Source organism: Microbacterium sp. LB12 (assembly GCF_037150835.1).
GTDB lineage: Bacteria > Actinomycetota > Actinomycetes > Actinomycetales > Microbacteriaceae > Microbacterium.
Genome location: NZ_JBBCPF010000003.1, coordinates 317,097 through 339,797 on the forward strand (window position 1 = coordinate 317,097; position 22,701 = coordinate 339,797).

A 22,701-nucleotide genomic window follows, 5' to 3' on the forward strand; every position below is an offset into this window, starting at 1 on the left:
GGCTCAACGGATGTTGTTGTCGTGACCGTGCGCGCCCGAGGGAAGCGTGGGGATCGACTTCTGCATCTGCACGAGGAACTCGACGTTCGAGTGCGTCTCCTTGAGCTTGCCGAGCACGACCTCGAGAGCCTGCTGCTGGTCGAGGCCGGCGAGGGCGCGACGCAGCTTCCAGGTGATCTTGACCTCGTCGGCCGAGAGCAGCATCTCTTCGCGGCGGGTGCTGGACGCGTTCACATCGACCGCCGGGAAGATGCGCTTGTCGGCGAGAGCGCGCGACAGGCGCAGCTCGCTGTTGCCCGTGCCCTTGAACTCCTCGAAGATGACCTCGTCCATCTTGGAACCGGTCTCGACGAGCGCCGTGGCGAGGATCGTGAGCGATCCGCCGTTCTCGATGTTGCGCGCAGCTCCGAAGAAGCGCTTCGGCGGGTACAGCGCCGACGCGTCGACGCCACCGCTGAGCACGCGACCGGAGGCCGGAGCAGCGAGGTTGTAGGCACGACCCAGGCGGGTGATCGAGTCGAGCAGCACGACGACGTCGCGACCGAGCTCGACCAGGCGCTTCGCACGCTCGATGGCGAGCTCGGCGACCGTGGTGTGGTCTTCGGCGGGACGGTCGAACGTCGAAGCGATGACCTCGCCCTTGACCGAGCGCTCCATGTCGGTGACCTCTTCGGGGCGCTCATCGACGAGCACGACCATGAGGTGCACCTCGGGGTTGTTCTGCGCGATCGCGTTCGCGATCTGCTGGAGCACGATGGTCTTGCCGGCCTTGGGCGGCGCGACGATGAGACCGCGCTGACCCTTGCCGACCGGGGCGACCAGGTCGATGATGCGCTGGGTCAGCTTCTCGGGAGCCGTCTCCATGCGCAGGCGCTCCTGCGGGTAGAGCGGGGTGAGCTTGCCGAACTCGACGCGGGTGGCCGCATCGTCGACCGACAGACCGTTGATCGAGTCGACCTTGACCAGCGCGTTGTACTTCTGGCGTCCCTGCTGCTCGCCCTCACGGGGCTGCTTGATGGAACCGACGACCGCGTCGCCCTTGCGCAGGTTGTACTTCTTCACCTGGCCGAGCGACACGTAGACGTCGCTCGGGCCGGCGAGGTAGCCGGTCGTGCGCACGAAGGCGTAGTTGTCGAGCACGTCGAGGATGCCCGCGATCGGGATCAGGACGTCGTCCTCGCCGATCTCGGTGTCGAACTCGTCCGTGGGGCCGCCGTTGCGGCGCTTGTTGCGCTGACGGTTGCGGCTGTTGCCGCCGGACTGCTCGTCGTCGGCGGCCGGCTGCGTCTGCTGCTGCTCCTGCGACGCGCCGTTCTGGCCACGGCCCCGGTTGCGGCTGCGGCTGCGGCTGCGACCACGACCGCTCTGCTCCTCTCCCCCATCGGAGGAGTCGGAGTCGGAGTTCTGCGGTGCGTCGGCCGGCGCGGCTTCGGCAGCGGAATCGGCGCTCGGCTCTGCAGCGGGTGCCTCCGCTTCGGCGGCGGGCTTCTGCGCGCCACGGCGGCCACGGCCGGTGGTCTTGGGCGCCGTCTCGGCCGGAGCCTCGGCAGCGGGCGACTCGGCCGGAGCGGCGTCTGCCACCGGAGCCGTGTCTGCAGCCGAAGCCGAGTCTGCGGCGGGCGCGGCGTCGGCGGCTGGAGCTTCGGCATCGGCCTTCTTCGCGCGACTGCGACGAGGCGCCTTCGCCTTGGGCGCGGCCTCGGCCTCGGCGGCCGGAGCATCGGATGCGGCCTCGGCGGGTGCCGACTCGGCCTTCGCAGCCTCGGCCTTCTCCGCCTTGGCTGCCGCCGTGGCAGTGCTGGCGCGGCGCGGCGCGCGCTTGCGGGCCGGCGTGGTCTCGGTGGTCGACTCGGGGGCCGCGGCGGGCGCTTCTGCGGCCGGAGCCGACTGGTCGTTCTGGGTCTCGGAGAGGTTCTCCACGAGTACTCCCTTATATGTCATGGGGAATGAGCGTTGAACGCACACAACGGGTGCTGCGCGCGATCGCACGGGCTGACGCTCGGCGCCAGCCAGCCTCGGCAGGCGGCTCTGGAATGAGCTCTGCCACAGGAGTTTGCGTGCGGGTCTTGCAAGAGTTGCAATGGGGCCAGATTCACGCAGTTACGTGGAGCCCTCCGCTCGAGTCCCCACTGTACCACCACGCACGTCGACTGCGAGCAGGAGCGCCTCCCACGGGGTGTCGGTGACTCGATCGGCCAGTTCGACGGCATCCTGACGGCTGCCCGGCCCGTCCGCCAGCACCAGCACGCTGGGACCGGCACCCGACACGACGGCCGCGAATCCCGCCGCGCGCAGCGCCTGCACGAGGCGCTGCGTCTCGGGCATGGCCAGCGCACGGTAGTCCTGATGCAGGCGATCCGCGGTCGCATCGAGCAGCAGCTCGGGGCTCTGCATGAGCGCGGCGATCAGCAGCGCGGAACGCGACACGTTGAACACGGCATCCGCGGTGGAGACCTGCGGAGGCTGCAGCGACCGCGCCTGCGACGTCGACATCGTGTACGCCGGGACGAGCACGAGCGGCGAGACGCCGCGGTGCACGAGCAGCTTCTTGTGCTGGGGTCCGCGCTCCGACATCCAGGCGATCGTCAGACCGCCGAAGAGCGCCGGCGCCACGTTGTCCGGGTGCCCCTCGAGCTCGGTCGCGAGACGGAGCAGGTCGGTGTCGTCGATCTCCACGACACCGTCGAGCAGCCCCTTCGCGGCGAGCACTCCCGCGGCGACGGCGGCACCGGACGAGCCGAGACCGCGGCCATGCGGCACGCCGTTCTCCGCGACGATCCGCAGCCCGGGAGCAGGAAGGCCCGCGTCGGCGAACACGTACGCGATGGTACGGACGATCAGGTTCGAGGCATCGCGCGGGATCTCTGCCGCGCCGGACCCCGACACCTCGATCTCGAGCTCGCCGGCCGGCAGCGCGGTGACCTGGAGCGTGTCATAGATGCTGAGCGCGAGACCCAGCGTGTCGAACCCCGGACCGAGGTTCGCGCTCGTCGCGGGGACGGTCACCTCGACGGTGCGTCCCACGACGGCAGCGCCCTCGGCGTGCGCAGGGGCTGATGTCATCGTCACTCGCCTTCCACCCGCAGCACCGAGACGACCCGGGCGACCACCACACTGCCGGCGAGGGCATCGACCGTCGCACTGAGCGCCTGCTCGGTGGCCCGGTGCGTGCCGATGATCAGACGGGCCGTGGGCTCGTCCTCGCCCTCGACGGTCTGCACGACCGTGGCGACCGAGACGCCGCCGTCGCTGAGGATGCCGGCGACCGTGGCGAGCACGCCCGGTGCATCAGCGACCTCGAGCGTGATCTGGTAGCGCGTCGTGACGTGACCGATCGGGACGACCGGGAGGTTCGCGCGGGTCGACTCGCCCACTCCGACACCGCCGGCGATGTGGCGGCGAGCGGCCGAGACCACGTCGCCCAGCACTGCCGACGCGGTCTGCACTCCGCCCGCACCCGCACCGTAGAACATGAGGGAGCCGGCGGCCTCGGCCTCGACGAACACGGCGTTGTTGGCACCGTGCACGGAGGCGAGCGGGTGGGAGGTCGGCACGAGCGCCGGGTACACGCGCACCGAGATCGACTCGGCGCCGTTCGCCTCGATGCGCTCGCAGACCGCGAGCAGCTTGATCACGAAGCCCGCCGCGCGCGCCTCGTCGATCATGGACGCCGTGATCGAGGTGATGCCCTCGCGATGGACCGCGTCGAGCGGGACCGCGGTGTGGAACGCGAGGCTGGCGAGGATCGCGGCCTTCTGCGCGGCGTCGTAGCCCTCGACATCGGCCGTCGGGTCGGCCTCGGCGTACCCGAGACGCTGGGCGTCGGCGAGCACGTCGGCGAAGTCGGCGCCCTCGGTGTCCATCCGGTCGAGGATGTAGTTGGTGGTGCCGTTGACGATGCCCATGATGCGCACCACGCGGTCGCCGGCGAGCGAGTCGCGCAGCGGACGGATGATCGGGATCGCGCCCGCGGCGGCGGCCTCGTAGTACACGGAGGCGCCGACGCGGTCGGCCGCCTCGAACAGCTCCGGTCCGTGCGTCGCGAGCAGCGCCTTGTTGGCCGTGACGACGTCGGCTCCGGAGCCGATCGCCTGCAGGATGTTCGTGCGCGCCGGCTCGATGCCGCCGATCAGCTCGATCACGATGTCGGCGCCGAGGATCAGCGACTCGGCATCCGTGGTGAACAGCTCCTTGGGCAGGTCGACGTCACGCGGCGCATCCACGTCGCGCACGGCGATGCCGGCGAGCTCGAGCGCCGCACCGGCACGGTCGGCGAGCTCGTCGCCATGACGCAGCAGCAGGGCCGCCACCTGCGAGCCGACTGCTCCGGCGCCCAGCAGCGCCACGCGAAGTCGTCGGTAGTCAGTCATGGTTGCTCCTTCGGAGGTGGGTCATTGGTCTCCCTTGGGGGCGTGCACCCCGTCGATGCCCGCGTCCCTGGCCAGCACGTCGTCGAGGGTCTCCCCGCGGACGATGACGGTCGAGTGCCCGTCGCGCACGGCGATCACCGGCGGACGCGGAACATGGTTGTAGTTGCTCGCCAGCGAGACGCAGTACGCGCCGGTCGCGGGGACGGCGAGCAGGTCCCCCGGAACGAGGTCTTCCGGAAGATACTCATGGTCGACGACGATGTCGCCGGACTCACAGTGCTTGCCGACGACGCGGCTCAGGCGGGGCTCGCCCGTGCCGATGCGCGAGGCGAGACGAGCCGAATACTGTGCGCCGTAGAGGGCGGGGCGGGCGTTGTCACTCATCCCGCCATCGACGCTGACGTAACGGCGGACGGCTCCCGATGCCACCGTGACGTCTTTCGTGGTGCCGACCTCGTAGATCGTGACTCCTGCGGTGCCGATGATCGCGCGTCCGGGCTCGAACGAGAGCGCAGGGACGGGGATGCCGCGCGCGGCGCACCCCTCGGCGACCGAGGAGACGATGGCTCCGGCGAGCTCTTCGATCGGCGTCGGGTCGTCGACGCGCGTATAGGCGATGCCGAATCCGCCGCCGAGATTGAGCTGCGGCACAGGGCCGGTCTCGAGCAGCGTGGCGTGCAGGTCGAGCACGCGGGACGCCGATTCGCGGAAGCCTCCGACGCCGAAGATCTGCGAACCGATGTGGCAGTGCAGACCCGCGAACTCGAGTCCGGGAATGTCGCGGATGCGCGCGACCGCCGCTGCTGCGTCCACGAGGGGGAAGCCGAACTTCTGGTCTTCGTGAGCGGTGGCGAGGAAGTCGTGGGTCTCGGCATGGACGCCGCTGACGACGCGGACGAGCACGCGCTGTGTCGCCCCGGTGCGTGCCGTGATCGCCGCGAGCCGCTCGATCTCGATCGCGCTGTCGACGATGATCGTGCCGACGCCGACCTCGACCACGCGCTCCAGTTCGGCGACGGACTTGTTGTTGCCATGGAAACCGAGCGATGCGGGTGCGACACCGGCGGCGAGCGCGACGGCGAGCTCTCCCCCGGTGCAGACGTCGATGCGCAGTCCCTCGTCGACCATCCAGCGCGCCACGGTGGTGCTGAGGAAGGCCTTGCCCGCGTAGTAGATCTGCACGGTCGTGTCGTTGTCGGCCGCGGCCTGCTCGAACGCGACCCGGAAGCGCCGCGCACGACCGCGCACCTCGTCTTCGTCGAGCACCAGCAACGGGGTGCCGTAGGTACGCGCCAGGTCGGTGGCGCTGACGCCCGCGACGTCGAGCACTCCGTCGGCGTCGCGCGTCGCGGAGGCCGGCCACACACCCTGCGCCAGGTCGTTCGGGTCCTCGGGGACGTCGAGCCATTCCGGAGCGAGCGAATCGGCAGGGGGAAGCACTGATCACCAATCGTGGGAAGGACCTCGGGCAGGGCGCGCACATCGAGGTTGCCCCCGATTCTAGGGCACCCACCGCGCGACCCTGGTCACGGTGACGTGCCGCGTCAAGCCCCTGCAGGGAGCCGTCGGAGCCTCCTAGGGTGGGGGCGTGGCGAACACCGAAACACGAACCGACTCTCCCCCGCGTCCCGGGCTGATCCCGCGCATCACGGGACCGGTGATCGCGTGGGCGCTGGCCCGTCGACCCGTACGCGCGGCGCTCCTGTACAGCGAGCGCCGTGGTCCGATGCTCGCCGACAGCGTCACGTACCGGGCGCTCTTCAGCGTGTTCGCCGGTGTGCTGCTGGGGTTCTCGATCGCGGCGCTGTGGCTCGCGGGCAACCCCGTCGCGTGGCAGGCGATCATCGACGCCGTGCAGTCCGCCGTCCCCGGCCTCATCGGCACGGACGGGGTGATCGATCCGAAGGACCTCCGGGCGCCGGCCTCCCTGTCGATCGCCGGTATCGTCTCGCTCATCGCCCTGGTGGGCGCAGCACTCGGTGCCATCGGCTCCCTGCGTACGGCCGTGCGCGTACTCGCCGGAACCCTGCAGGACGACATCCTGTGGATCTGGGTGATCGTCCGCAACCTCGCTCTCGCCCTCGGCATCGGCCTCGCCTTCGCGGCATCCGCGTTCCTCACGTTCGCAGGGCAGCTGGGCATCGCCTGGATCACCGGACTGCTGGGCCTCCCTGCCGACTCCCCCGGGGCGACCTGGACCGTGCGCATCCTGTCGCTGGTGGTCGTCTTCGCCCTCGACGTCGTGCTCATCGTCGGCATCTTCCGTCTGCTGTCGGGCGTGCGTCCGGCTCGACGTTCGCTCTGGTCGGGTGCGCTGCTGGGCGGGGTGGGGCTCCTCGTGCTGCAGGAGCTCTCGGGTCTCTTCGTCGGCGGCGCGACCAGCAACCCGCTCCTCGCCTCGTTCGCCTCGTTGCTCGCGCTGCTGATCTGGCTCAACTTCTCCACCCAGGTGATGCTGTACGCCTGCGCCTACATCGTGACCGCCGAGGAGGAGAACGCCGATCGGGTGCACGCCCGCTTCGGGGCGACGACGTTCGCGCAGCGGCGCCTGCAGCGCGCCGAGGTCGAGGTGCAGGTCGCCACCGCCGAACTGCGTGCCGCGCAGCAGGCCGTATCCGCCGAGGCTTCCTCCTGACTCACCCTCGTTGTGACCGAATTTGCTAGTCTGGTCACAACGAGAGGACGCCATGGACCCGCGACGCACGAGGATCGACCTCCCGCACGCGACGGTCTCGGTCCTGGAATGGCGTCCGCGCACCGAGACGGGTACGCCGGTGCTGCTCCTGCACGGTGGCGGCGCCGACAGCGCGGAACTCTCCTGGGGCGATGTCGGCCCGGCCCTCTCCGCGGCCGGACACCGTGTCATCGCTCCCGACCATCCCGGCTTCGGACACAGCCCGCACGCCGACTGGCCGCTCACGCAGGAACACCTCGTGCGTCACGTGGGCGAGATCGTCGATGTGCTCGGGCTCGTCGACCACGCTATCGCCGGGCTCTCGCTCGGCGGCGGCATGACGATCGGCCACCTCCTGGACCGCCCGGGGAGCGCTCGCGCCGCGATGCTGCTCGGATGCTACGGCGTGATGCCCCGCCTCGCCGACGGCGTCCTCGGCCCCGCCATCCACCTCAGCTCCTTCGTGCTGCTGCGCACCGGGCTGCTGGGCGCGATGACTCGTGCCTCCGCGCGCAGCCGCCCCGCGATGGAGCGTGCCCTGCGGGGGCTGGTGCGCAACCCAGCCGCACGTACCCCTGAGCTCGTCGACGCCGTGCTGCACGAAGCTGCCACGGGCACGGGGCTCGCGACCTTCGAGGAGTGGCAGCGCGACCAGGTGCAGTGGCGCCGACTGCGCACCGTCTACACGGATGAGCTGCCGTCCATCCCGACACCCACGCTCTTCGTGCACGGGGACCACGACGGCGGCGTCCCCCTCGCCCGCATCCGCACTGCCGCCGCTCTTCTCCCCGCGGGCCGCCTGCACACGGTCCCCGGGGCCGGACACTGGGTGCAGCGGGATCGACCCGACCTCGTCATCCCCGCGATGATCGACCATCTGAGGAGGAATGCCGATGCCCCGACCACGCGTGGCTGACCGGCGCGACCGCATCCTCGACGCGGCCGAAGCGCTCGTGCTCGCCCTGGGCTTCGACGCGATGAGCGTCGCCGGCATCGCCGAGCGCGCCGGCATCGGCAAAGGCGCCGTGTACCTCGAGTTCGCCGGCAAGCGCGAGATCCTCGACGCCGTGCTGCAGCGAGGAACCGCCCGCATGAACGACCGGGTACGCGACGAACTGGGTGAGAACCCGCGCCTGAGCGCCGCCTACCGCGCGTCCGCCCGCGCTCTGAGCAGCGACGCACTCATGACCGCGGCGTTCCTCGACGATCGCGGCCTCCTCGGCGAGCACGTCGCCGAGATCACCGACGGACGCTACCGCGAGCGACAGCGACGGGTCGTCGCGTGGCTGCACGATCTGCAGGAGCGCGGCGAGATCGTGCCCGATGTCGACGTGGAGGCGCTCGCCCTCGCGCTCTCCAGCGCCTCGATCGGGCTGCTCTCCGCCGCCAGACTGCTCGGCCCCATCGACCCGGCACAGCTCGAGCGCGCCATCGACACGATCGGCCGCATGGCCGAGACCTTCGAGAGGAATTGACGATGCATCTGCAGACATACGGCCCCCGCGGCGATCGTCCGCTTCTGCTGCTCCACGGCGGGGGCGTCGCCGGATGGATGTGGGACCCCGTGCGCGCACACCTCGACCCAGGACGCCGCCTGCTCGTTCCCGATCTGCCAGGGCATGGCCACAGCGCCGACGAGGACTACGTCTCGCACACCGTCACGGTGGCGGCACTCGCCCGACTGCTCGAAGACGAAGGGACACCCGCTACCGTCGCGGGCTTCTCGCTCGGGGCACAGCTCGCCGTGCGACTCGCAGCGGAGCGCCCCGACCTGGTCGAGCGCGTGGTCGTGATCAGCGCGCAGGCCATCCCCTTGCGCGCCGCACGCCCGACGCTCGCGCTGCTCGGCGCGACGGCCGGACTCGCGAAGCAGGAGTGGTTCGCCCGGCTGCAGGCGAAGCAGCTGTTCGTGCCGGACGACCTTCTCGACGACTACGTGCGCACCTCAGCGGGCATCTCGAGGGAGACGCTGCTCCGCTCCGTCGAGGAGAACCTTCGATTCGTTCCGCCCACCGCGTGGGGCGCCTTCCCCGGGGCGGCGACGATCCTGGTGGGATCGGGCGAGAAGAACCTCATGAAGCAGTCCGCTCTCGCCCTGCACGCGGCGCTGCCGCACAGCACCCTGCAGGTCGTCGACGGGTGCGGCCACGGCATCCCGCTCCAGCGCGCCGCATGGCTCGCGCAACTCCTCGACACCCTGCTGGGCTCCCCGGAGGGATGACCGGTCAGGGTCAACTCGGGCAGACGCCCTTGGCCTGCAGCGCGGCATCCGTGACGATCGCCCCGTTCACGTCGAAGTCGATCACGGCCGCATCGCCCTCGATCTCGAGCCCGGAGAGGGTGAGCCCGGCCGGGAGCTGATCGGCGATGCACACCCGCTGCGGCTGAGTGAGTCCCTGCCCCAGCGATCCCAGCGTGGAGCCCACCTTGTCGAGGTCGACGTCGAGCCCACCGATGCTCGCGGCCACCGGAGTGAGCTCGAGCTCGCCGTCGACCGCGCCAGGGGTGACGGTCAAGGAGAGAGGAACCGCGGCACCGAGGACGGAGAACGACCCGCTCACGGTCGCGTTCGGTGCATCGAACGCGACGGACTCGACCGGCAGATCGGTGCCCGCGAGCAGCGAGGTGAACTGGTTCTGATCGATGCGGATCGTGCCGGTGGCGCCGCCGAGGTCGCCCCCGTGCAGCGGAACACCGGTCGCGGTGACGTCCGCCGCTCCCGTGATCCCCTGCAGGGTCACCGAGTCGGTGGAGAGGTGCAGGCTTTCGAGGGTTCCGCCGATCAGCTGCGGAAGCAGGATCCCCTCCGTCTCGACGTCGAGCTGCTGGTCCGCGGGGAGGTCGAGCTGATCGACCACGATCGAGCGCACGACGCCGGGAAGGATGGCACGCGCCAAGAGCTCGGCTGCGACAACGAGCAACGCCAGCACGACGACCACGATGAGCAGCACCCACGGCCAACGACGACCCCGGCGGGGCGAGTCGTCCGTCGCCTGCGCGGAGGCGGAGCCGGGGATCACGAGCGTGGGATGCTCGGCCGCTGCGTCCGGATACGGCAGGGTCTGGTTGTCGTCGCTCATACCTGTCATCCTGCCGTACGCGGACGCACGCAGATGCGCGCTACATGCGCTCCGGAGCCGAGACGCCGAGGAGGTCGAGACCGTTGCGGAGTACCTGGCCGGTCGCGTCGTTCAGCCACAGGCGAGTGCGGTGCACGCTCTCGATCGGGTCGTCGCTCAGCGGGATCACGCGGCAGTTGTCGTACCAGCGGTGATACAGACCGGCGAGTTCCTCGAGGTAGCGCGCGACGCGGTGCGGCTCGCGCACCTCGGCGGCGAACGCCACGATGCGCGGGAACTCCTGCAGAGCGCCGAGCAGAGCGCCCTCGGTCTCGTGTGTGAGGGTCTCCGGGGCGAACTCGGAGCGGTCGACGCCCGAGTCGGCGGCGTTGCGCGCCACGTTGTGCGTGCGGGCGTGCGCGTACTGCACGTAGAAGACCGGGTTGTCGTTCGAGCGCTTCTGCAGCAGTTCGGGATCGAGGTCGAGCGGCGAATCGGCGGGCGAGCGCTCCAGCGAGTAGCGCAGCGCATCCGTGCCGAGCCAGTCGAGCAGGTCGTCCATCTCGATGATGTTGCCGGCGCGCTTGCTGAGACGGGCGCCGTTGATCGACACCATCTGGCCGATCAGCACCTGCACGTTCTTCTCCGGGTCTTCGCCCGCGGCGCCCGCAACCGCCTTGAGGCGGTGCACGTAGCCGTGGTGATCGGCGCCGAGCAGGTAGATCTTGTCCTGGAAGCCGCGATCGCCCTTGTTCAGGTAGTACGCGGCGTCGGCGGCGAAGTAGGTGTACTCGCCGTTCGAGCGACGGATCACACGGTCCTTGTCGTCACCGAAGTCGGTGGTGCGCACCCACACGGCGCCATCCTGGTCGAACACGTGACCCTGCTCACGCAGGCGGTCGACGGCCTGATCGATGAGGCTCGTACCCGAGGCGTCCTTGGCGTGCAGCGTGCGCTCGGAGAACCACACGTCGAACGGCACGTTGAAGCGGTCGAGCGAGCTCTTGATCTCGGCGAGCTGGTACTCGTATGCGAGCTCCATCGCGACAGACGTCTGCTCGTCCTGCGGAAGCTCCAGCAGGTCGGGGCGCGCTTCGAGCACACGGGCGGCCAGCGCGGCGATGTACGTCCCGGGGTATCCACCCTCGGGGGTCGGCTCGCCCTTCGCCGCCGCGAGGACGGAGTCGACGAAGCGCGTCATCTGCGCGCCGGCATCGTTGATGTAGTACTCGCGGACGGCATTCGCGCCGCTGGCGAGGAGCAGTCGCACGATCGAGTCTCCGAGGGCGGCCCAGCGGGTGTGCGCGATGTGCAGCGGACCGGTCGGGTTCGCCGACACGAACTCGACGTTCACACTGACACCGGCCTGCGAGTCGTTCGTGCCGTAGGCGGAGCCGGCATCGACGATGACCTTCGCCAGCGCACCGGCGGCCGCGGCGTCGAGGCGGATGTTGAGGAAGCCGGGTCCGGCGACCTCGGCGTTCGCGACGCCGTCGACCGCGGCGAGACCCGCGGCGATCTTCTCGGCGAGTTCGCGCGGGTTCGTGCCGAGCGGCTTGGCCAGTCGCATCGCGATGTTGGAGGCCCAGTCGCCGTGGTCGCGGTTGCGCGGACGCTCGAGCACGATATCGGCTGCGGCGAGCCCCAGCGGCTCGCCGGGACGTCGTTCCTCGGCGATCGGAGCGAGGACGGCGAGGATGGCGGCGGCGAGGGTCTCAGGGTTCATAGCCTCCCCAGTTTACGGGGCTGAACAGTCGCATCCGACGACGGCGTGCACGTCGAATTCGCGATCCGCGCGCGGTGATCTACTCTCATGCCATGAAAGCCATCCCCGCCCGCCGCCGTCTGGGGACCGCGGGCGTCGTCGCCGTCGTGATCCTCGCGCTCGCGGCGGTCGTCCTCGGGGTGTGGCGGCCCTGGCTGCCCACGCCGTCCGCCGCCCCGATCGGCGCCGCAGCCGACGCCGCGGGAGGAGCCCCGACCGCGGTCGCTCCGGCACCGCTCACGCTGCCGGAGCACCCCACCGTGTTGGTCTTCGGCGATTCCTGGACGTATGGGTCGGCGGCGTCGGAGCCGACGCTCGGTTATGCGTATCTGCTGGCGGGGCTGCTCGACGGGCAGACGATCGTGAACGGCGTCCGCGGCAGCGGCTACCTCAAGCCCGGACTCGACGGCCCGACGTTCGGAGAGCGCATCGCGCAGCTGGACCCGACCCTCACGCCGGACCTCGTCATCATCCAGGGCTCGATCAACGACCGCACGCAGGGTGCGACCGGATACCGCGACGCCGTGAACGCCGCCTGGGATGCCATTGCCGCCAAGTACCCGGACGCCGCGATCGTGGTGCTCGGCCCCGCACCGCACGAGCTTCCGGTGGGTGCGGCGACCGCACGGATCGACACAGACCTGTCCGAGCTCGCCGCCGCCCGCGGCTGGTGGTACATCTCCCCCGTCACGCAGAACTGGATCACCCCGCAGAACTACCTCGACGTGATCGACGTCGAGATCGGGCGCAAGCATCCCTCGACGGAAGGACACCGCTACCTGGCCGAGAAGGTCGCCGCCGCACTCAGCGAGATGCGCGTCGCCCCGGTCACCGAGGCCGGTGGGTCGGAGACCACCCCCGGCGAGTGATATTGTCGATCGGTACGCCTCCGTAGCTCAGTGGATAGAGCGCCGGTTTCCGGTACCGTAGGTCGCAGGTTCGACTCCTGTCGGGGGCACACAGAACGCAGAAGGCCGCTCTTCGGAGCGGCCTTCTGCGTTCTCGGGGCAGCTACGGCAGGTCGGAGAGGAAGAAGTCCTTCCCATCGTGGTCGGGATCGTCATGCTCGCTGTCGCCGCGGGGTTCGTCGTCGGTCGATGGCATGTCGGGATCGGTGCCTTCCGCATCGATCAGGGGCTCTTCAGGCGGGGTTCCGGGGTCTGACATCGTCGTCTCCAATCTCAGGGATGCAGGCCCAGTGTCGCGCTGCACAGTCGGCACGCACTCCCCGTTGACAGACCGGAGCACGGACGCCACACTGACGTCCACACGCGATGGCCTCGACCGGTCAGTCCCGCATCCGGGCGAGCAGCCACACGAAGTACGGGGCTCCGACGAGGGCGACCATGAGTCCGGCCGGCAGTTGCGACGGCGCGATGAGCGTCCGCCCCAGGGTGTCGGCGACGAGCACCATGAGACCGCCCAGCACCATCGCGACCGGGATGACCCTGCCGTGCCGTGCACCGACCAGCGTGCGCGCGAGGTGCGGCGCGACGAGACCCACGAAGCCGACCGTGCCCACGGCCACGACCGCGACCGAGGCGAGCACGGCGGCGAGGGCGAGCACCCCCAGACGCGTGCGCTCGGGTGCGAGCCCGAGGATCCGCGGGGTGTCCTCGTCGATCGCGAGCAGGTCGAGCTGGCGACGCATGCCCCACAGCAGCGGCACGGCGATGACGAGCACGACGGCGACGGGCATCACGTCCGGGAGCGACCGCCCGTACGTGGTGCCGGACAGCCAGGTGAGGATGCGCGGCGTCTCCCAGGGGTCGGAGCGCAGGAGCAGGAACGTCGTCACGGCACTGATCGCGTATCCGCAGCCGATGCCGATGAGCACGAAGCGATCCGGGAGCAGGCCGCCGCGCCACGCGAGGAGAGTGATCAGGGCGAAGGTGAGCAGTCCGGCGAGGATGGCCATCGCGATGATGGTCGGCCGTGCACCGCCCCCGACGCTCGTGGTGACGACGATCACGGCACCGAGGCCGGCGCCCGCCGTGATGCCGAGGAGCCCTGGTTCGGCGAGCGGATTGCGCACGGTTCCCTGCACTGCCACGCCAGCAAGGGCGAGCGCCGCACCGGCCAGCACCGCCGCGGCGACCCGCGGGCCGCGTTCGTCGAGTGCCCGGGTGACGAGGTCGGGCGCCGCCTGCTGCAGCCACAGCCCGATGTCGCCCAACCGCAGCCACAGGGTGCCCGCGAGCAGCCCGATCACGATCGTCGTCACGAGCAGCACCACCACGACAAGGGCGACGATCACGAAACGCCTTCGCGTGCGGAGGGTCGAGCGCACGGCGCGGATCGCACGGGAGGCACCGGCGTCGCGCATCCGCAGGGCGAGGATGACGATGACGATCCCCCCGAGCAGCGCGGTCGGAATGCCGGTCGGAATCGAGGTCGCGCCTTCCGCCCCGAGGATGGCCCGCAGCACCGCATCCGCGAGCAGGATGAGGAGCGCGCCCAGCAGACCGGAGACCGGCACGAGGAAGATGTGACGTCGGAGCGCGGTCACGCGCGTCGCGAGCAGCCGTGCGAGCACCGGAGCCCCCAGCCCGACGAACGCGATGGGACCGGCGAGCGTGACCGCCGTGCTGGTGAGCAGCACCGCGCACAGCACCGCGACCGAACGGGTCGAGCGCACGGGCACCCCGAGCGACGACGCCGTGTCCTCCCCGAGTCCCAGCACGTCGAGGCGGCGGGAGAGCAGGAGGGCGACGACCAGCACCACGACGATCAGCGGCGTGGCGCGGGCGGAGGCGTCGAGGTTGAGCTGTCCGAGCGAACCGCTCCCCCACGCGAACAGACCGGTGGTGTTCTCCTTGAAGAGGATCAGCAGCATCGCCGTGCCGGAATCGAGCGCCATCGCGATGGCGGATCCCGCGAGGATGAGTCGCGTGGTCGTGGTTCCCGCCACGCGCCCGGTCAGGGCGAGAACGAGCGCAGCGGCGGCGAGTCCGCCGACGAAGGCGACACCGCTCGATGCCCACAACGGGACGGCGAGGCCGAAGGCGGCGACCGTCGTGAGCGAGAAGTAGGCGCCGGCCGTCACGGCGAGAGTATCGGGCGAGGCCAGCGCGTTGCGGGCGACCGACTGCAGCAGCGCCCCGGCCACGCCCAGCGCGAAACCGACCGCGACACCGGCGAGCAGCCGCGGCAGGCGCGACCCCGTGAACACATCGGCCGCGGATACCCCGCCGACGCTCACGTCCTCGCCGAACAGGGCGCGGAGCAGGTCACCCGCGCCGATCCCCGACGTCCCCTGCGTGAGGTGCCACAGGCCGACGACGACCACCGCGACGACGAGCCCGAGCAGCAGGACGATGCCCCCGAACGTGCTCCGCCGGGCGTCGCCGGCACCGCCGACCTGCTCTCCGTCCTCCGGAAGCAGGTCAGCGGTGCGCGCGACGGTCGGTGCGGTCACTTGCCGACGATGACCTCGACGAAGGCGTCGATCGCCTGCTCGCCGGAACGCGGTCCGCCCGCACCCCAGACGCCCGGAGGGAACTCGAACGCGCGGCCGTCCTTGACGGCGGGAAGCGACGCCCAGATCGGGCTCTTCGCGAGTTCCTTGGCGTAGCTGTCGGGGAGACCGTCGTCCGAGTAGATGAGGTTCGCCTCCCCTACCGCGGTCAGTCCTTCGATGTCGGTCTGCGCCAGCCCGTAGGCGGGGTCGACGCCACCGCTGCCGTAGGAGTCGTTGATCTCGTCGGTCCAGGCGCCGGTCAGTCCCAGCTCCTCGCCGATCTCGGTGAACAGCGCACCCTGTCCGTAGGGGCGGATGACGACGTTGCCGCCTTCGATCCAGCCGTCGAAGAACACGAAGTCGGTCGTGGTGAGGTCGGCGTCGGCGACCTTCGCCTTGGCGTCGGCGAGGTGTTGGTCGAACTCCTCGAGCACCTGATCGGCGCGCTCGGTGCGTCCGGTCGCCTCACCGATCAGCGAGAACACCTTCTTCATGTTCGCGATCTGGCCCGATCCGTCGGCGCCGATCGTCGCGAGCACCGGCACGTCGCGCTCCTCGAGCTTCTTTAGCAGCTCATCGTCGGCGCTGTACGCCTCGATCACGATGAGGTCAGGGTCGGTGGCGTACAGGGCGTCGAGGTCGGGCTCGCCGCGTTCGCCGACGTTCGCGACACCGGCGGGGAGGGTCTCGGCGCTGACGTAGGTCTCGTAGCCGTCGATGGAGGCAGCGCCGACCGGGGTGATGCACAGCGAGAGGAGGTCTTCCGTCTGCTGCCATTCGAGCACGACGACGCGCTCGGCCGGCTTGTCGAGCGCGACCGTGCGGCCCAGGCTGTCGGTCAGCGAGACCGGGTCGGTGGAGGTCGCGGTGGTGTCGTCGGTGCAGCTCTGCGACGACACGGCGTCGGCGGTGTCGCCGCCTGCCGTGACATCGGTCGTGCCACAGGCGGTCAGCGTCAGCGCGGCGATGCCGGCCACGGCGACGGCCGCGAGGCGGGTTGCGCGGGTCATGGGGTGTCCTCTCGAGAACGGTCGGTGGAAGGGGGGACGGAGGCGGCGTCGTGCAGGCGCGGAGCGTGCCGACCGACCGGGTCGATCCGCAGCCGGCCTGTGCGCGGGTCGACGCTGACCTCGACGCTGAGCTGATAGGCGGTGCCGATGTTCTCGGGGGTGAGGACATCGATGGCGGGGCCGGCGGCGAGCACACGTCCCGCCGCCATGAGCAGCAGGTCGTCGGCGACCCTCGCCGCGTGATCGAGGTCGTGGAGCACAACGCCGACGGCCACCCCGTGCACGTCGGCGAGATCGCGGATGAGGTCGAGCGTCTCCACCTGGTAGCGCAGATCGAGGTGGTTCGTCGGCTCGTCGAGCAGCACGACGCCGGTCTCCTGCGCCAGGCACGCCGCGAGCCAGACCCGTTGCAGTTCGCCGCCGGAGAGCTCCCCCGCCGCCCGCTCGGCCATCGAGCGCACACCGGTCGCATCGAGCGCCTGCTCGACGGCGGTGCGGTCATCCTCGCTCATCCCGGCGAAGCGGCGACGGTAGGGATGACGCCCGAAGGCGACGACCTCGCGCACGCTGAGTCCCTGCGGCGCGACGCGCGACTGCGCGAACAGGGTCACCTGCTGCGCGAACTCCCGTGCGCTGAGCGAGACCGTGGGCCGCTCCTCGCCGGCGGCGCCCAGCACGACCTGCCCGTCGGAGACGGGGTGCAGCCGGGCGAGGGCCCGCAACAGAGTCGACTTCCCGGAGCCGTTGGGGCCGACGAGCGCGGTGACACGGCCGGGTCGGAGTTCGATCGAGACGCCGTCCACGACCACCGTGCGCCCGAAGCCGAGCGAAAGCTGCCCTCCGGCCAGACGCGAAGCGGTCCGCCGGCCGGCGGGGGCATCGGCTGCGGGCATGGGGCGTGCGGCATGCATGAGGGATCATCCTGCGTCGGGGGGGCGGATGCAGGCATCCGCAGTCGCCTACGGCGACGGCCGGCGCTCGGGAGGCGCGGCTTCTTAGGGTTACCTTGCCTAATCAGGCTATGCGCGCTCGCGAGAGTCCGCAATCGACGGCTGCGGACAACCGATACGGCGTTCCGGACAGGTCACGGCATGGCCGCGTCGACCGCCGTGGTCCCCGCCCCGACGTACGCCCCGGGCGTCGTGCCCATCACACGCCGGAAGGAGGCGATGAACGTGCTCGGCTGCGCGTACCCCATCAACTCCGAGACCTCCTGCACCGCCAAGCCCTCCGCCAGCAGCGCCAGCGCCCGATGCACGCGCAGCACCTGACGCCACTGCAGGAATGACAGTCCGGTGTGCGAGCGGAACAGGCGCGTCACGGTACGTTCGCTGATGCCGAGCAGCGCGGCCCACTCCCCCAGCGCGCGGTCGTCGGTGGGATCCTCGAGCAGAGCGGTGACGATCGGCTCCACACGTTCGACATGCGGAACCCGCAACGACAGCTGACGCGCAGCCGGCGCGAGCACGTCGAACACCACCGCCTCCGTGCGCATCCGCTCGCCCTCGTCCAGGTCGGTCCGCTCGAGCCGCATCAACAGGGCCGCGAGGATCGGCGTGACCTCGACGGCCACGGCCCCGGAGAACACGCTGCTGTCGATGCGGGACCGCTCCGGATCGAACAGCGCATCGGAGAGCGTCGTTCGCGCCGTCGTCCGCCCCGAATGCTCCACGCCCGCGGGAATCCACAACCCATGCCCCTCGGGAACGGTCAGGACCGCGTCTTCCAGGCGCACGGTCATCGTGCCGCCACGCACCCACACGAGTTCGTGCAGCCGGTGCGTGTGCGGTTCGAACTCCAGCGGCGCCTGCACGAACGCGCTCTCCGCGAAGATCGCGAACGGACCCTGCACAGCGTCGGGCGCCTGGGTCTCGTCGAGCACCACCGTGTTGTCCTCGCGCCTCCACGCGCCGCGACCGACGGTCGACACACGGAAAGCAGGCATGTGCCGAGTCTACGAAAGCACTCCGGCCGCAGCGTGCCGTCGGCCCCTGCGACATACTCGAACCATTGGCTCTGCGCGAAAGAGGGAACCGACATGGTGCAACCGCCACGAGACGAGTCGAGCTCGCGACGCGGCGTCTTCCGACGGCGCACGCCCGACGCTGCGGGCGCCGACCGCCAGACGACGAGACGCACGCGCTACGTCGATGCCGGCCACCTCGTGCGGGCGCCGCGCGACACCTCCGTCGACGACGCGCAGGAGTTCATCGACGGGGACTCCGAGCGCACGGCGCTGTTGCTCTACCCCAAGCCGACTCCGGATGACATCGCCGAGCTCGCGACCGCCTGGAACCTGCACCCGCTGCTGGTGGAGGACCTCCTGCACGCCGGACAGCGGCCGAAGCTCGAACGCTACGACGACGCGCTCTTCATCGTGGCGCGCTCGGCCTGGTACATCGACGCGGCGGAGGATGTCGACTTCGCCGAGTTCCACATCCTGGTGCGCCCTCGTGCGGTCGCCGTGTTCTGTCAGGACGGGCGCTGGATCGACGGCATCGACGCGGATGATGCGTCCGGGGCCGCCGACCGCGGCGATCACACGCTCCTCGACGACGAGCAGCTGCTGCATCACGGTCCGGAGGCCATCGTGTACCGACTGCTCGACGCGATCGTCGACGGGTATGTCCCCTTGCTCCGCGGGCTGGCGATCGACAAGGCGCAGATCGAGCGCCAGGTGTTCAGCGGCGACGCCACGGTCACCGAGCGCATCTACCGGCTGAGCCAGGAGGTCATCGATCTCCAACAGACGACCGCCGGGCTCACCGACGTGCTCGATGCACTCCGGAAGGGCTTCGAGCGCTACGACATCCCCGATCCGCTGCAGACGTACCTGCAGGACGTCGCCGATCACCTCAGCCGCGTGGACACGCAGGTCGGCGAGTTGCGCGAATCGCTCTCGCAGATCCTCACGGTGAACGGCACCCTGGTCGCACAGCGGCAGAACGAGGACATGAAGAAGATCTCCGGCTGGGCGGCGATCCTGTTCGCGCCGACCCTGATCGGTGCGATCTACGGCATGAACTTCGACAACATGCCCGAACTGCACTGGGCCTTCGGGTACCCGCTCGCAGTCGGCGGGATGATCGCCTTCGCGCTCATCCTGTACCTCGTCTTCAAACGGCAGAAATGGATGTAGTCGTCCCGGCCCCGCGGCGGTCGAGGATCGCCCGTGTCGTCACGTCCGGTCGCAGGTCGAGGCGCCGCAGCAGCTGCGCGTTCAGGGCGACGACGATCGTCGACAGCGACATGAGCACCGCACCGACCGACATCGGCAGCACGAACCCGATCGGCGCGAGCACCCCGGCCGCGAGCGGGACCGACAGCAGGTTGTAGCCGGCGGCCCACCACAGGTTCTGCTTCATCTTGCGGTACGCGGCACGCGACAGCTCGATCACCGACAGCACCGAGCGCGGGTCGTCGCTGGCGAGGATGACTCCTGCGGACGCGATCGCCACGTCGGTGCCCGCACCGATGGCGAGTCCGACATCGGCCTGGGCGAGAGCCGGCGCGTCGTTGACGCCGTCACCGACCATCGCGACCTTGCGGCCCTCTCCTTGGAGCTCCTGCACCTTCGCGGCCTTGTCCTCGGGCCGGACCCCGGCAAAGAACCGGTCGATCCCGAGATCGGCGGCCACAGTCTGCGCGACGGCCTCCGCGTCGCCTGTGATCATCACGACCTGCACGCCGAGCGCGTGCAGCGCATCGACTGCCTCCCGGGATTCCGGGCGCACCTCGTCGGCGAGCTTGAGCGCACCGATCACAGCGCCGTCCTGAACCACGTGCAGGATGATCGCCCCGTCTGCGCGCCAGCGCTCGGCGACCGGAAGCTCGACAGCACGCTCCTCCGAGAGCAGATGCGGGCCGCCCACGCGGACGACCGCCCCGTCCACCGTCGCGGTGACGCCGACGGCGGGAGACGACGTGAAGTCGCGACTCGCGGGCACAGCGAGGTCCTTCGCCGCCGCGGCCCGGACGATGGCCTTCGCCAGCGGATGCTCGCTGTCGGCCTCGGCCGCTGCCGCGAGCGCCAACACGCGATCGGCGTCGAGCGCCCCGGCGACCGACACTTCGGACACCACGGGCTCGCCCTTGGTGAGGGTGCCGGTCTTGTCGAACAGCACGGTGTCGACGGTGCGCATGCTCTCCAGCGCCAGGCGGTCCTTGACGAGCACGCCGCCGCGGGCCGCACGCTCGGTCGCGATCGAGACGACGAGCGGGATCGCGAGGCCCAGGGCATGCGGGCACGCGATCACGAGCACGGTGATCGTGCGGATGACGGCGTCATCCGGGAGTCCGACGAGCGTCCACACGACCGCGGTGACCGCGGCCGCGCCGAGCGCGAACCAGAACAGCCAGCCGGCAGCGGTGTCCGCGAGACGCTGGGCGCGCGAGGAGGAGTTCTGCGCCTCCGTCACCAATCGCTGGATGCCCGCGAGCGTGGTGTCGTCTCCGGTCGCGGTGATCTCGACGCGGAGCCCGGAGTCCGTCGCGACGGTGCCCGCCGTGACCGGGTCTCCGATCCCCCGGCTGACCGTGCGAGATTCACCGGTGACCATCGACTCGTCCATCGAGGCCCGTCCGTCGACGATGCGTCCGTCGGCGGGGATGCTGCCACCCGGCCGTACGACGACGATGTCGCCCACGGCGAGGTCGGCAGGGGCGACGACGACGATCTGACCGTTCTCGACCCGCTCGGCCTCATCGGGCAGGAGCGCGGCGAGGGAGTCGAGGGCCGAGGTCGTCTGGGCCAGGGAGCGCATCTCGATCCAGTGACCGAGGAGCATGATGACGATCAGGAGGGCGAGTTCCCACCAGAAGTCGAGCTCGTGGTGGAGGATGCCGAGGCTCGCACCCCAGGAGGCGAGGAAGGCGACCGTGATGGCGAGCCCGATGAGCAGCATCATCCCGGGCTTGCGGGCACGGACCTCGCTGACCGCGCCGACCAGGAAGGGCTTGCCGCCCCACACGTACATCACGGTTCCGAGCACGGGAGACACCCAGGCGAGACCCGGGACATCGGGGAGCGAGTAGCCGAGGATCATCGCGAACATGTTGGAGAGCGCGACCGTGGGAACAGCCAGCACCAGCATGATCCAGAACAGTCGTCGGAACTGTCCGACGTGATCGCCGTGCCCGCCGTGACCCGCGTGGGCATCGTGCCCCGCGTGGCCCGCGTGCGCGTCGTGGCCCGCGTGCGCACCGTGCTCGTCGTGCGCGGTGTGCGGGTCGTGCACTGCGTGAGCGCCGCCGTGGTGCGGCGCGGTCGGGGCGGTGCCGTCATGGTGCGGAGTGCTCATGGCTCTCTCCTCTTCGTGGTGACGATGTCGTGCGGGGCGGACGCTCGCCCACCCCGCACGGGGGACGGATCAGGCCGCGGACACGTACTTCGCGGGGTCGGCGTCGAATGCGGGTCCGCATCCTGCGCAGCAGAAGTAGTATCGCGTGCCCTCGTGGTCGCGGAAGAGACCGGCGGCCTCGGCATCCGCGATGACGACGGGACTGCCGACCATCACCGGGCACTCCGCCATGCCGGCAGCGGGAGGCGCGAGCAGGTCCTTGCGGCCATCGGCGGAGACGGCGTCGCCGGACGGGACGCTGCAGCAGGATCCTGCGGGGGAATCGGACATGGTGTGCTCCTCTTCGGATTTCAGTGGGTTCCGACAGACGACGCGGCCACCGCACGTTCGCGCGGCACGCCGGCCTCGGCCGGAGAGGGGTCCGCCGCCTGGCTGCGGAAGGACCGCAGGCGGAGGCTGTTGCCGACGACGAAGACGCTGGAGAACGCCATCGCCGCGCCGGCGAGCATGGGGTTGAGCAGCCCGAGGGCGGCGAGCGGGATGGCGGCGACGTTGTAGGCGAACGCCCAGAACAGGTTCCCCTTGATGGTGCCGAGCGTCTTCCGCGACAGGCGGATGGCATCGGCCGCGCTGCGCAGGTCGCCGCGCACCAGGGTGATGTCGCTCGCCTCGATCGCGACGTCCGTGCCGGTCCCCATCGCGAGACCGAGATCGGCCTGCGCGAGGGCAGCGGCATCGTTCACACCATCGCCGACCATCGCCACGACCTTGCCCTCACCCTGAAGGCGGGTGATGACATCGACCTTCTCCTGCGGGAGCACCTCGGCGATGACCTCGTCGACACCGACCTCCGCCGCGATCTGCTCGGCCACCGCGCGGTTGTCGCCGGTGAGGAGGATGGGAGTGAGTCCCAGCTTCTTCAACTGCGCGATGGCCTGCGCGCTGGTGGGCTTGACGGTGTCGGCGACCACGAGGACGCCACGGGCTTGTCCGTCCCAGCCGACGGCGATCGCGGTCTTGCCCTCGCTCTCGGCCGCCGCCTTGGCCGCGGTCAGCTCGGCCG

The 22,701-nt window shown here is 70.4% G+C and carries 20 protein-coding genes and 1 tRNA gene; 7 read left to right on the forward strand and 14 right to left on the reverse strand.

Features of this window, described 5'->3' with window-relative positions:
• Nucleotides 1-3: 3 nt before the first annotated feature.
• The 4 genes from rho to lysA all read right to left on the reverse strand — a co-directional run bounded on the left by rho (nucleotide 4) and on the right by lysA (nucleotide 5,810).
• Nucleotides 4-1,920, reverse strand: coding sequence for a transcription termination factor Rho (gene rho, locus WFM69_RS08525; protein WP_337003601.1), 1,917 nt, complete (start codon nucleotides 1,918-1,920; stop codon nucleotides 4-6).
• Nucleotides 1,921-2,100: 180 nt separating this feature from the next.
• Nucleotides 2,101-3,063, reverse strand: coding sequence for a homoserine kinase (thrB, locus tag WFM69_RS08530; protein ID WP_337003603.1), 963 nt, complete (start codon nucleotides 3,061-3,063; stop codon nucleotides 2,101-2,103).
• A gap of 2 nt (nucleotides 3,064-3,065) precedes the next feature.
• Nucleotides 3,066-4,370 carry a homoserine dehydrogenase gene (locus tag WFM69_RS08535; protein ID WP_337003605.1) on the reverse strand — a complete coding sequence of 435 codons (1,305 nt, stop codon included), beginning with the start codon at nucleotides 4,368-4,370 and terminating at the stop codon, nucleotides 3,066-3,068.
• A gap of 21 nt (nucleotides 4,371-4,391) precedes the next feature.
• On the reverse strand, nucleotides 4,392-5,810 hold the full coding sequence (gene lysA / locus WFM69_RS08540; RefSeq protein ID WP_337003606.1) for a diaminopimelate decarboxylase: 1,419 nt from the start codon (nucleotides 5,808-5,810) through the stop codon (nucleotides 4,392-4,394).
• Between the two features lie 148 nt (nucleotides 5,811-5,958).
• Between lysA and WFM69_RS08545 the strand changes: the two genes are divergently transcribed.
• From WFM69_RS08545 to WFM69_RS08560, 4 genes are read left to right on the forward strand one after another with little or no spacing between them, the layout of a single operon-like run.
• On the forward strand, nucleotides 5,959-7,005 hold the full coding sequence (locus WFM69_RS08545) for a YihY/virulence factor BrkB family protein (protein ID WP_337003608.1): 1,047 nt from the start codon (nucleotides 5,959-5,961) through the stop codon (nucleotides 7,003-7,005).
• A 52-nt stretch (nucleotides 7,006-7,057) separates the two neighbouring features.
• Entirely contained in the window at nucleotides 7,058-7,960 is a 903-nt protein-coding gene (locus tag WFM69_RS08550) for an alpha/beta fold hydrolase (RefSeq protein WP_337003610.1), read from the forward strand.
• Entirely contained in the window at nucleotides 7,938-8,519 is a 582-nt protein-coding gene (locus WFM69_RS08555) for a TetR/AcrR family transcriptional regulator (RefSeq protein ID WP_337003612.1), read from the forward strand. Before WFM69_RS08550 ends, WFM69_RS08555 begins: the two co-directional genes overlap by 23 nt.
• Before the next feature lie 2 nt (nucleotides 8,520-8,521).
• A complete protein-coding gene (locus WFM69_RS08560; protein ID WP_337003614.1) occupies nucleotides 8,522-9,265 on the forward strand; it encodes an alpha/beta fold hydrolase in 744 nt (247 codons plus the stop codon).
• A 10-nt stretch (nucleotides 9,266-9,275) separates the two neighbouring features.
• Here WFM69_RS08560 and WFM69_RS08565 read toward each other — a convergent pair whose 3' ends face one another.
• Nucleotides 9,276-10,124 (reverse strand): DUF2993 domain-containing protein, encoded by an 849-nt coding sequence (locus WFM69_RS08565; protein WP_337003616.1) that lies wholly within the window; start codon nucleotides 10,122-10,124, stop codon nucleotides 9,276-9,278.
• Between the two features lie 40 nt (nucleotides 10,125-10,164).
• Nucleotides 10,165-11,829 carry an arginine--tRNA ligase gene (gene argS / locus WFM69_RS08570; RefSeq protein ID WP_337003618.1) on the reverse strand — a complete coding sequence of 555 codons (1,665 nt, stop codon included), beginning with the start codon at nucleotides 11,827-11,829 and terminating at the stop codon, nucleotides 10,165-10,167.
• A 92-nt stretch (nucleotides 11,830-11,921) separates the two neighbouring features.
• On the opposite strand from argS, the gene WFM69_RS08575 reads away from it, so the two are divergent.
• On the forward strand, nucleotides 11,922-12,737 hold the full coding sequence (locus tag WFM69_RS08575; RefSeq protein WP_337003620.1) for an SGNH/GDSL hydrolase family protein: 816 nt from the start codon (nucleotides 11,922-11,924) through the stop codon (nucleotides 12,735-12,737).
• Nucleotides 12,738-12,753: 16 nt separating this feature from the next.
• Nucleotides 12,754-12,826, forward strand: a tRNA-Arg gene (locus WFM69_RS08580).
• Nucleotides 12,827-12,879: 53 nt separating this feature from the next.
• Here WFM69_RS08580 and WFM69_RS08585 read toward each other — a convergent pair.
• From WFM69_RS08585 to WFM69_RS08605, 5 genes are all read right to left on the reverse strand, one after another.
• Nucleotides 12,880-13,035 (reverse strand): hypothetical protein, encoded by a 156-nt coding sequence (locus tag WFM69_RS08585; RefSeq protein ID WP_337003622.1) that lies wholly within the window; start codon nucleotides 13,033-13,035, stop codon nucleotides 12,880-12,882.
• A 121-nt stretch (nucleotides 13,036-13,156) separates the two neighbouring features.
• The gene (locus WFM69_RS08590; RefSeq protein WP_337003624.1) at nucleotides 13,157-15,286 is read right to left on the reverse strand and encodes an iron ABC transporter permease; all 2,130 of its coding nucleotides are present in this window, start codon (nucleotides 15,284-15,286) and stop codon (nucleotides 13,157-13,159) included.
• Nucleotides 15,283-16,338: an iron-siderophore ABC transporter substrate-binding protein gene (locus tag WFM69_RS08595; RefSeq protein WP_337003627.1), complete on the reverse strand. Its 1,056-nt coding sequence runs from the start codon at nucleotides 16,336-16,338 to the stop codon at nucleotides 15,283-15,285. Before WFM69_RS08595 ends, WFM69_RS08590 begins: the two co-directional genes overlap by 4 nt.
• Entirely contained in the window at nucleotides 16,335-17,249 is a 915-nt protein-coding gene (locus WFM69_RS08600; RefSeq protein ID WP_442928410.1) for an ABC transporter ATP-binding protein, read from the reverse strand. The genes WFM69_RS08595 and WFM69_RS08600 overlap by 4 nt, the downstream gene beginning before the upstream one ends.
• 173 nt (nucleotides 17,250-17,422) lie before the next feature.
• Nucleotides 17,423-18,283: a helix-turn-helix transcriptional regulator gene (locus WFM69_RS08605; protein WP_337003629.1), complete on the reverse strand. Its 861-nt coding sequence runs from the start codon at nucleotides 18,281-18,283 to the stop codon at nucleotides 17,423-17,425.
• Nucleotides 18,284-18,376: 93 nt separating this feature from the next.
• Here WFM69_RS08605 and WFM69_RS08610 point away from each other — a divergent pair, with 93 nt between their 5' ends.
• The gene (locus tag WFM69_RS08610) at nucleotides 18,377-19,477 is read left to right on the forward strand and encodes a magnesium and cobalt transport protein CorA (protein ID WP_337003631.1); all 1,101 of its coding nucleotides are present in this window, start codon (nucleotides 18,377-18,379) and stop codon (nucleotides 19,475-19,477) included.
• Here WFM69_RS08610 and WFM69_RS08615 read toward each other — a convergent pair.
• The 3 genes from WFM69_RS08615 to WFM69_RS08625 all read right to left on the reverse strand — a co-directional run.
• On the reverse strand, nucleotides 19,455-21,638 hold the full coding sequence (locus WFM69_RS08615) for a heavy metal translocating P-type ATPase (protein WP_337003633.1): 2,184 nt from the start codon (nucleotides 21,636-21,638) through the stop codon (nucleotides 19,455-19,457). The genes WFM69_RS08610 and WFM69_RS08615 overlap by 23 nt on opposite strands.
• Before the next feature lie 69 nt (nucleotides 21,639-21,707).
• Nucleotides 21,708-21,968: a YHS domain-containing protein gene (locus tag WFM69_RS08620; RefSeq protein ID WP_337003635.1), complete on the reverse strand. Its 261-nt coding sequence runs from the start codon at nucleotides 21,966-21,968 to the stop codon at nucleotides 21,708-21,710.
• A 20-nt stretch (nucleotides 21,969-21,988) separates the two neighbouring features.
• Nucleotides 21,989-22,701 (reverse strand): HAD-IC family P-type ATPase (locus WFM69_RS08625; protein WP_337003637.1); only part of this gene is annotated, 713 nt, incomplete at its 5' end.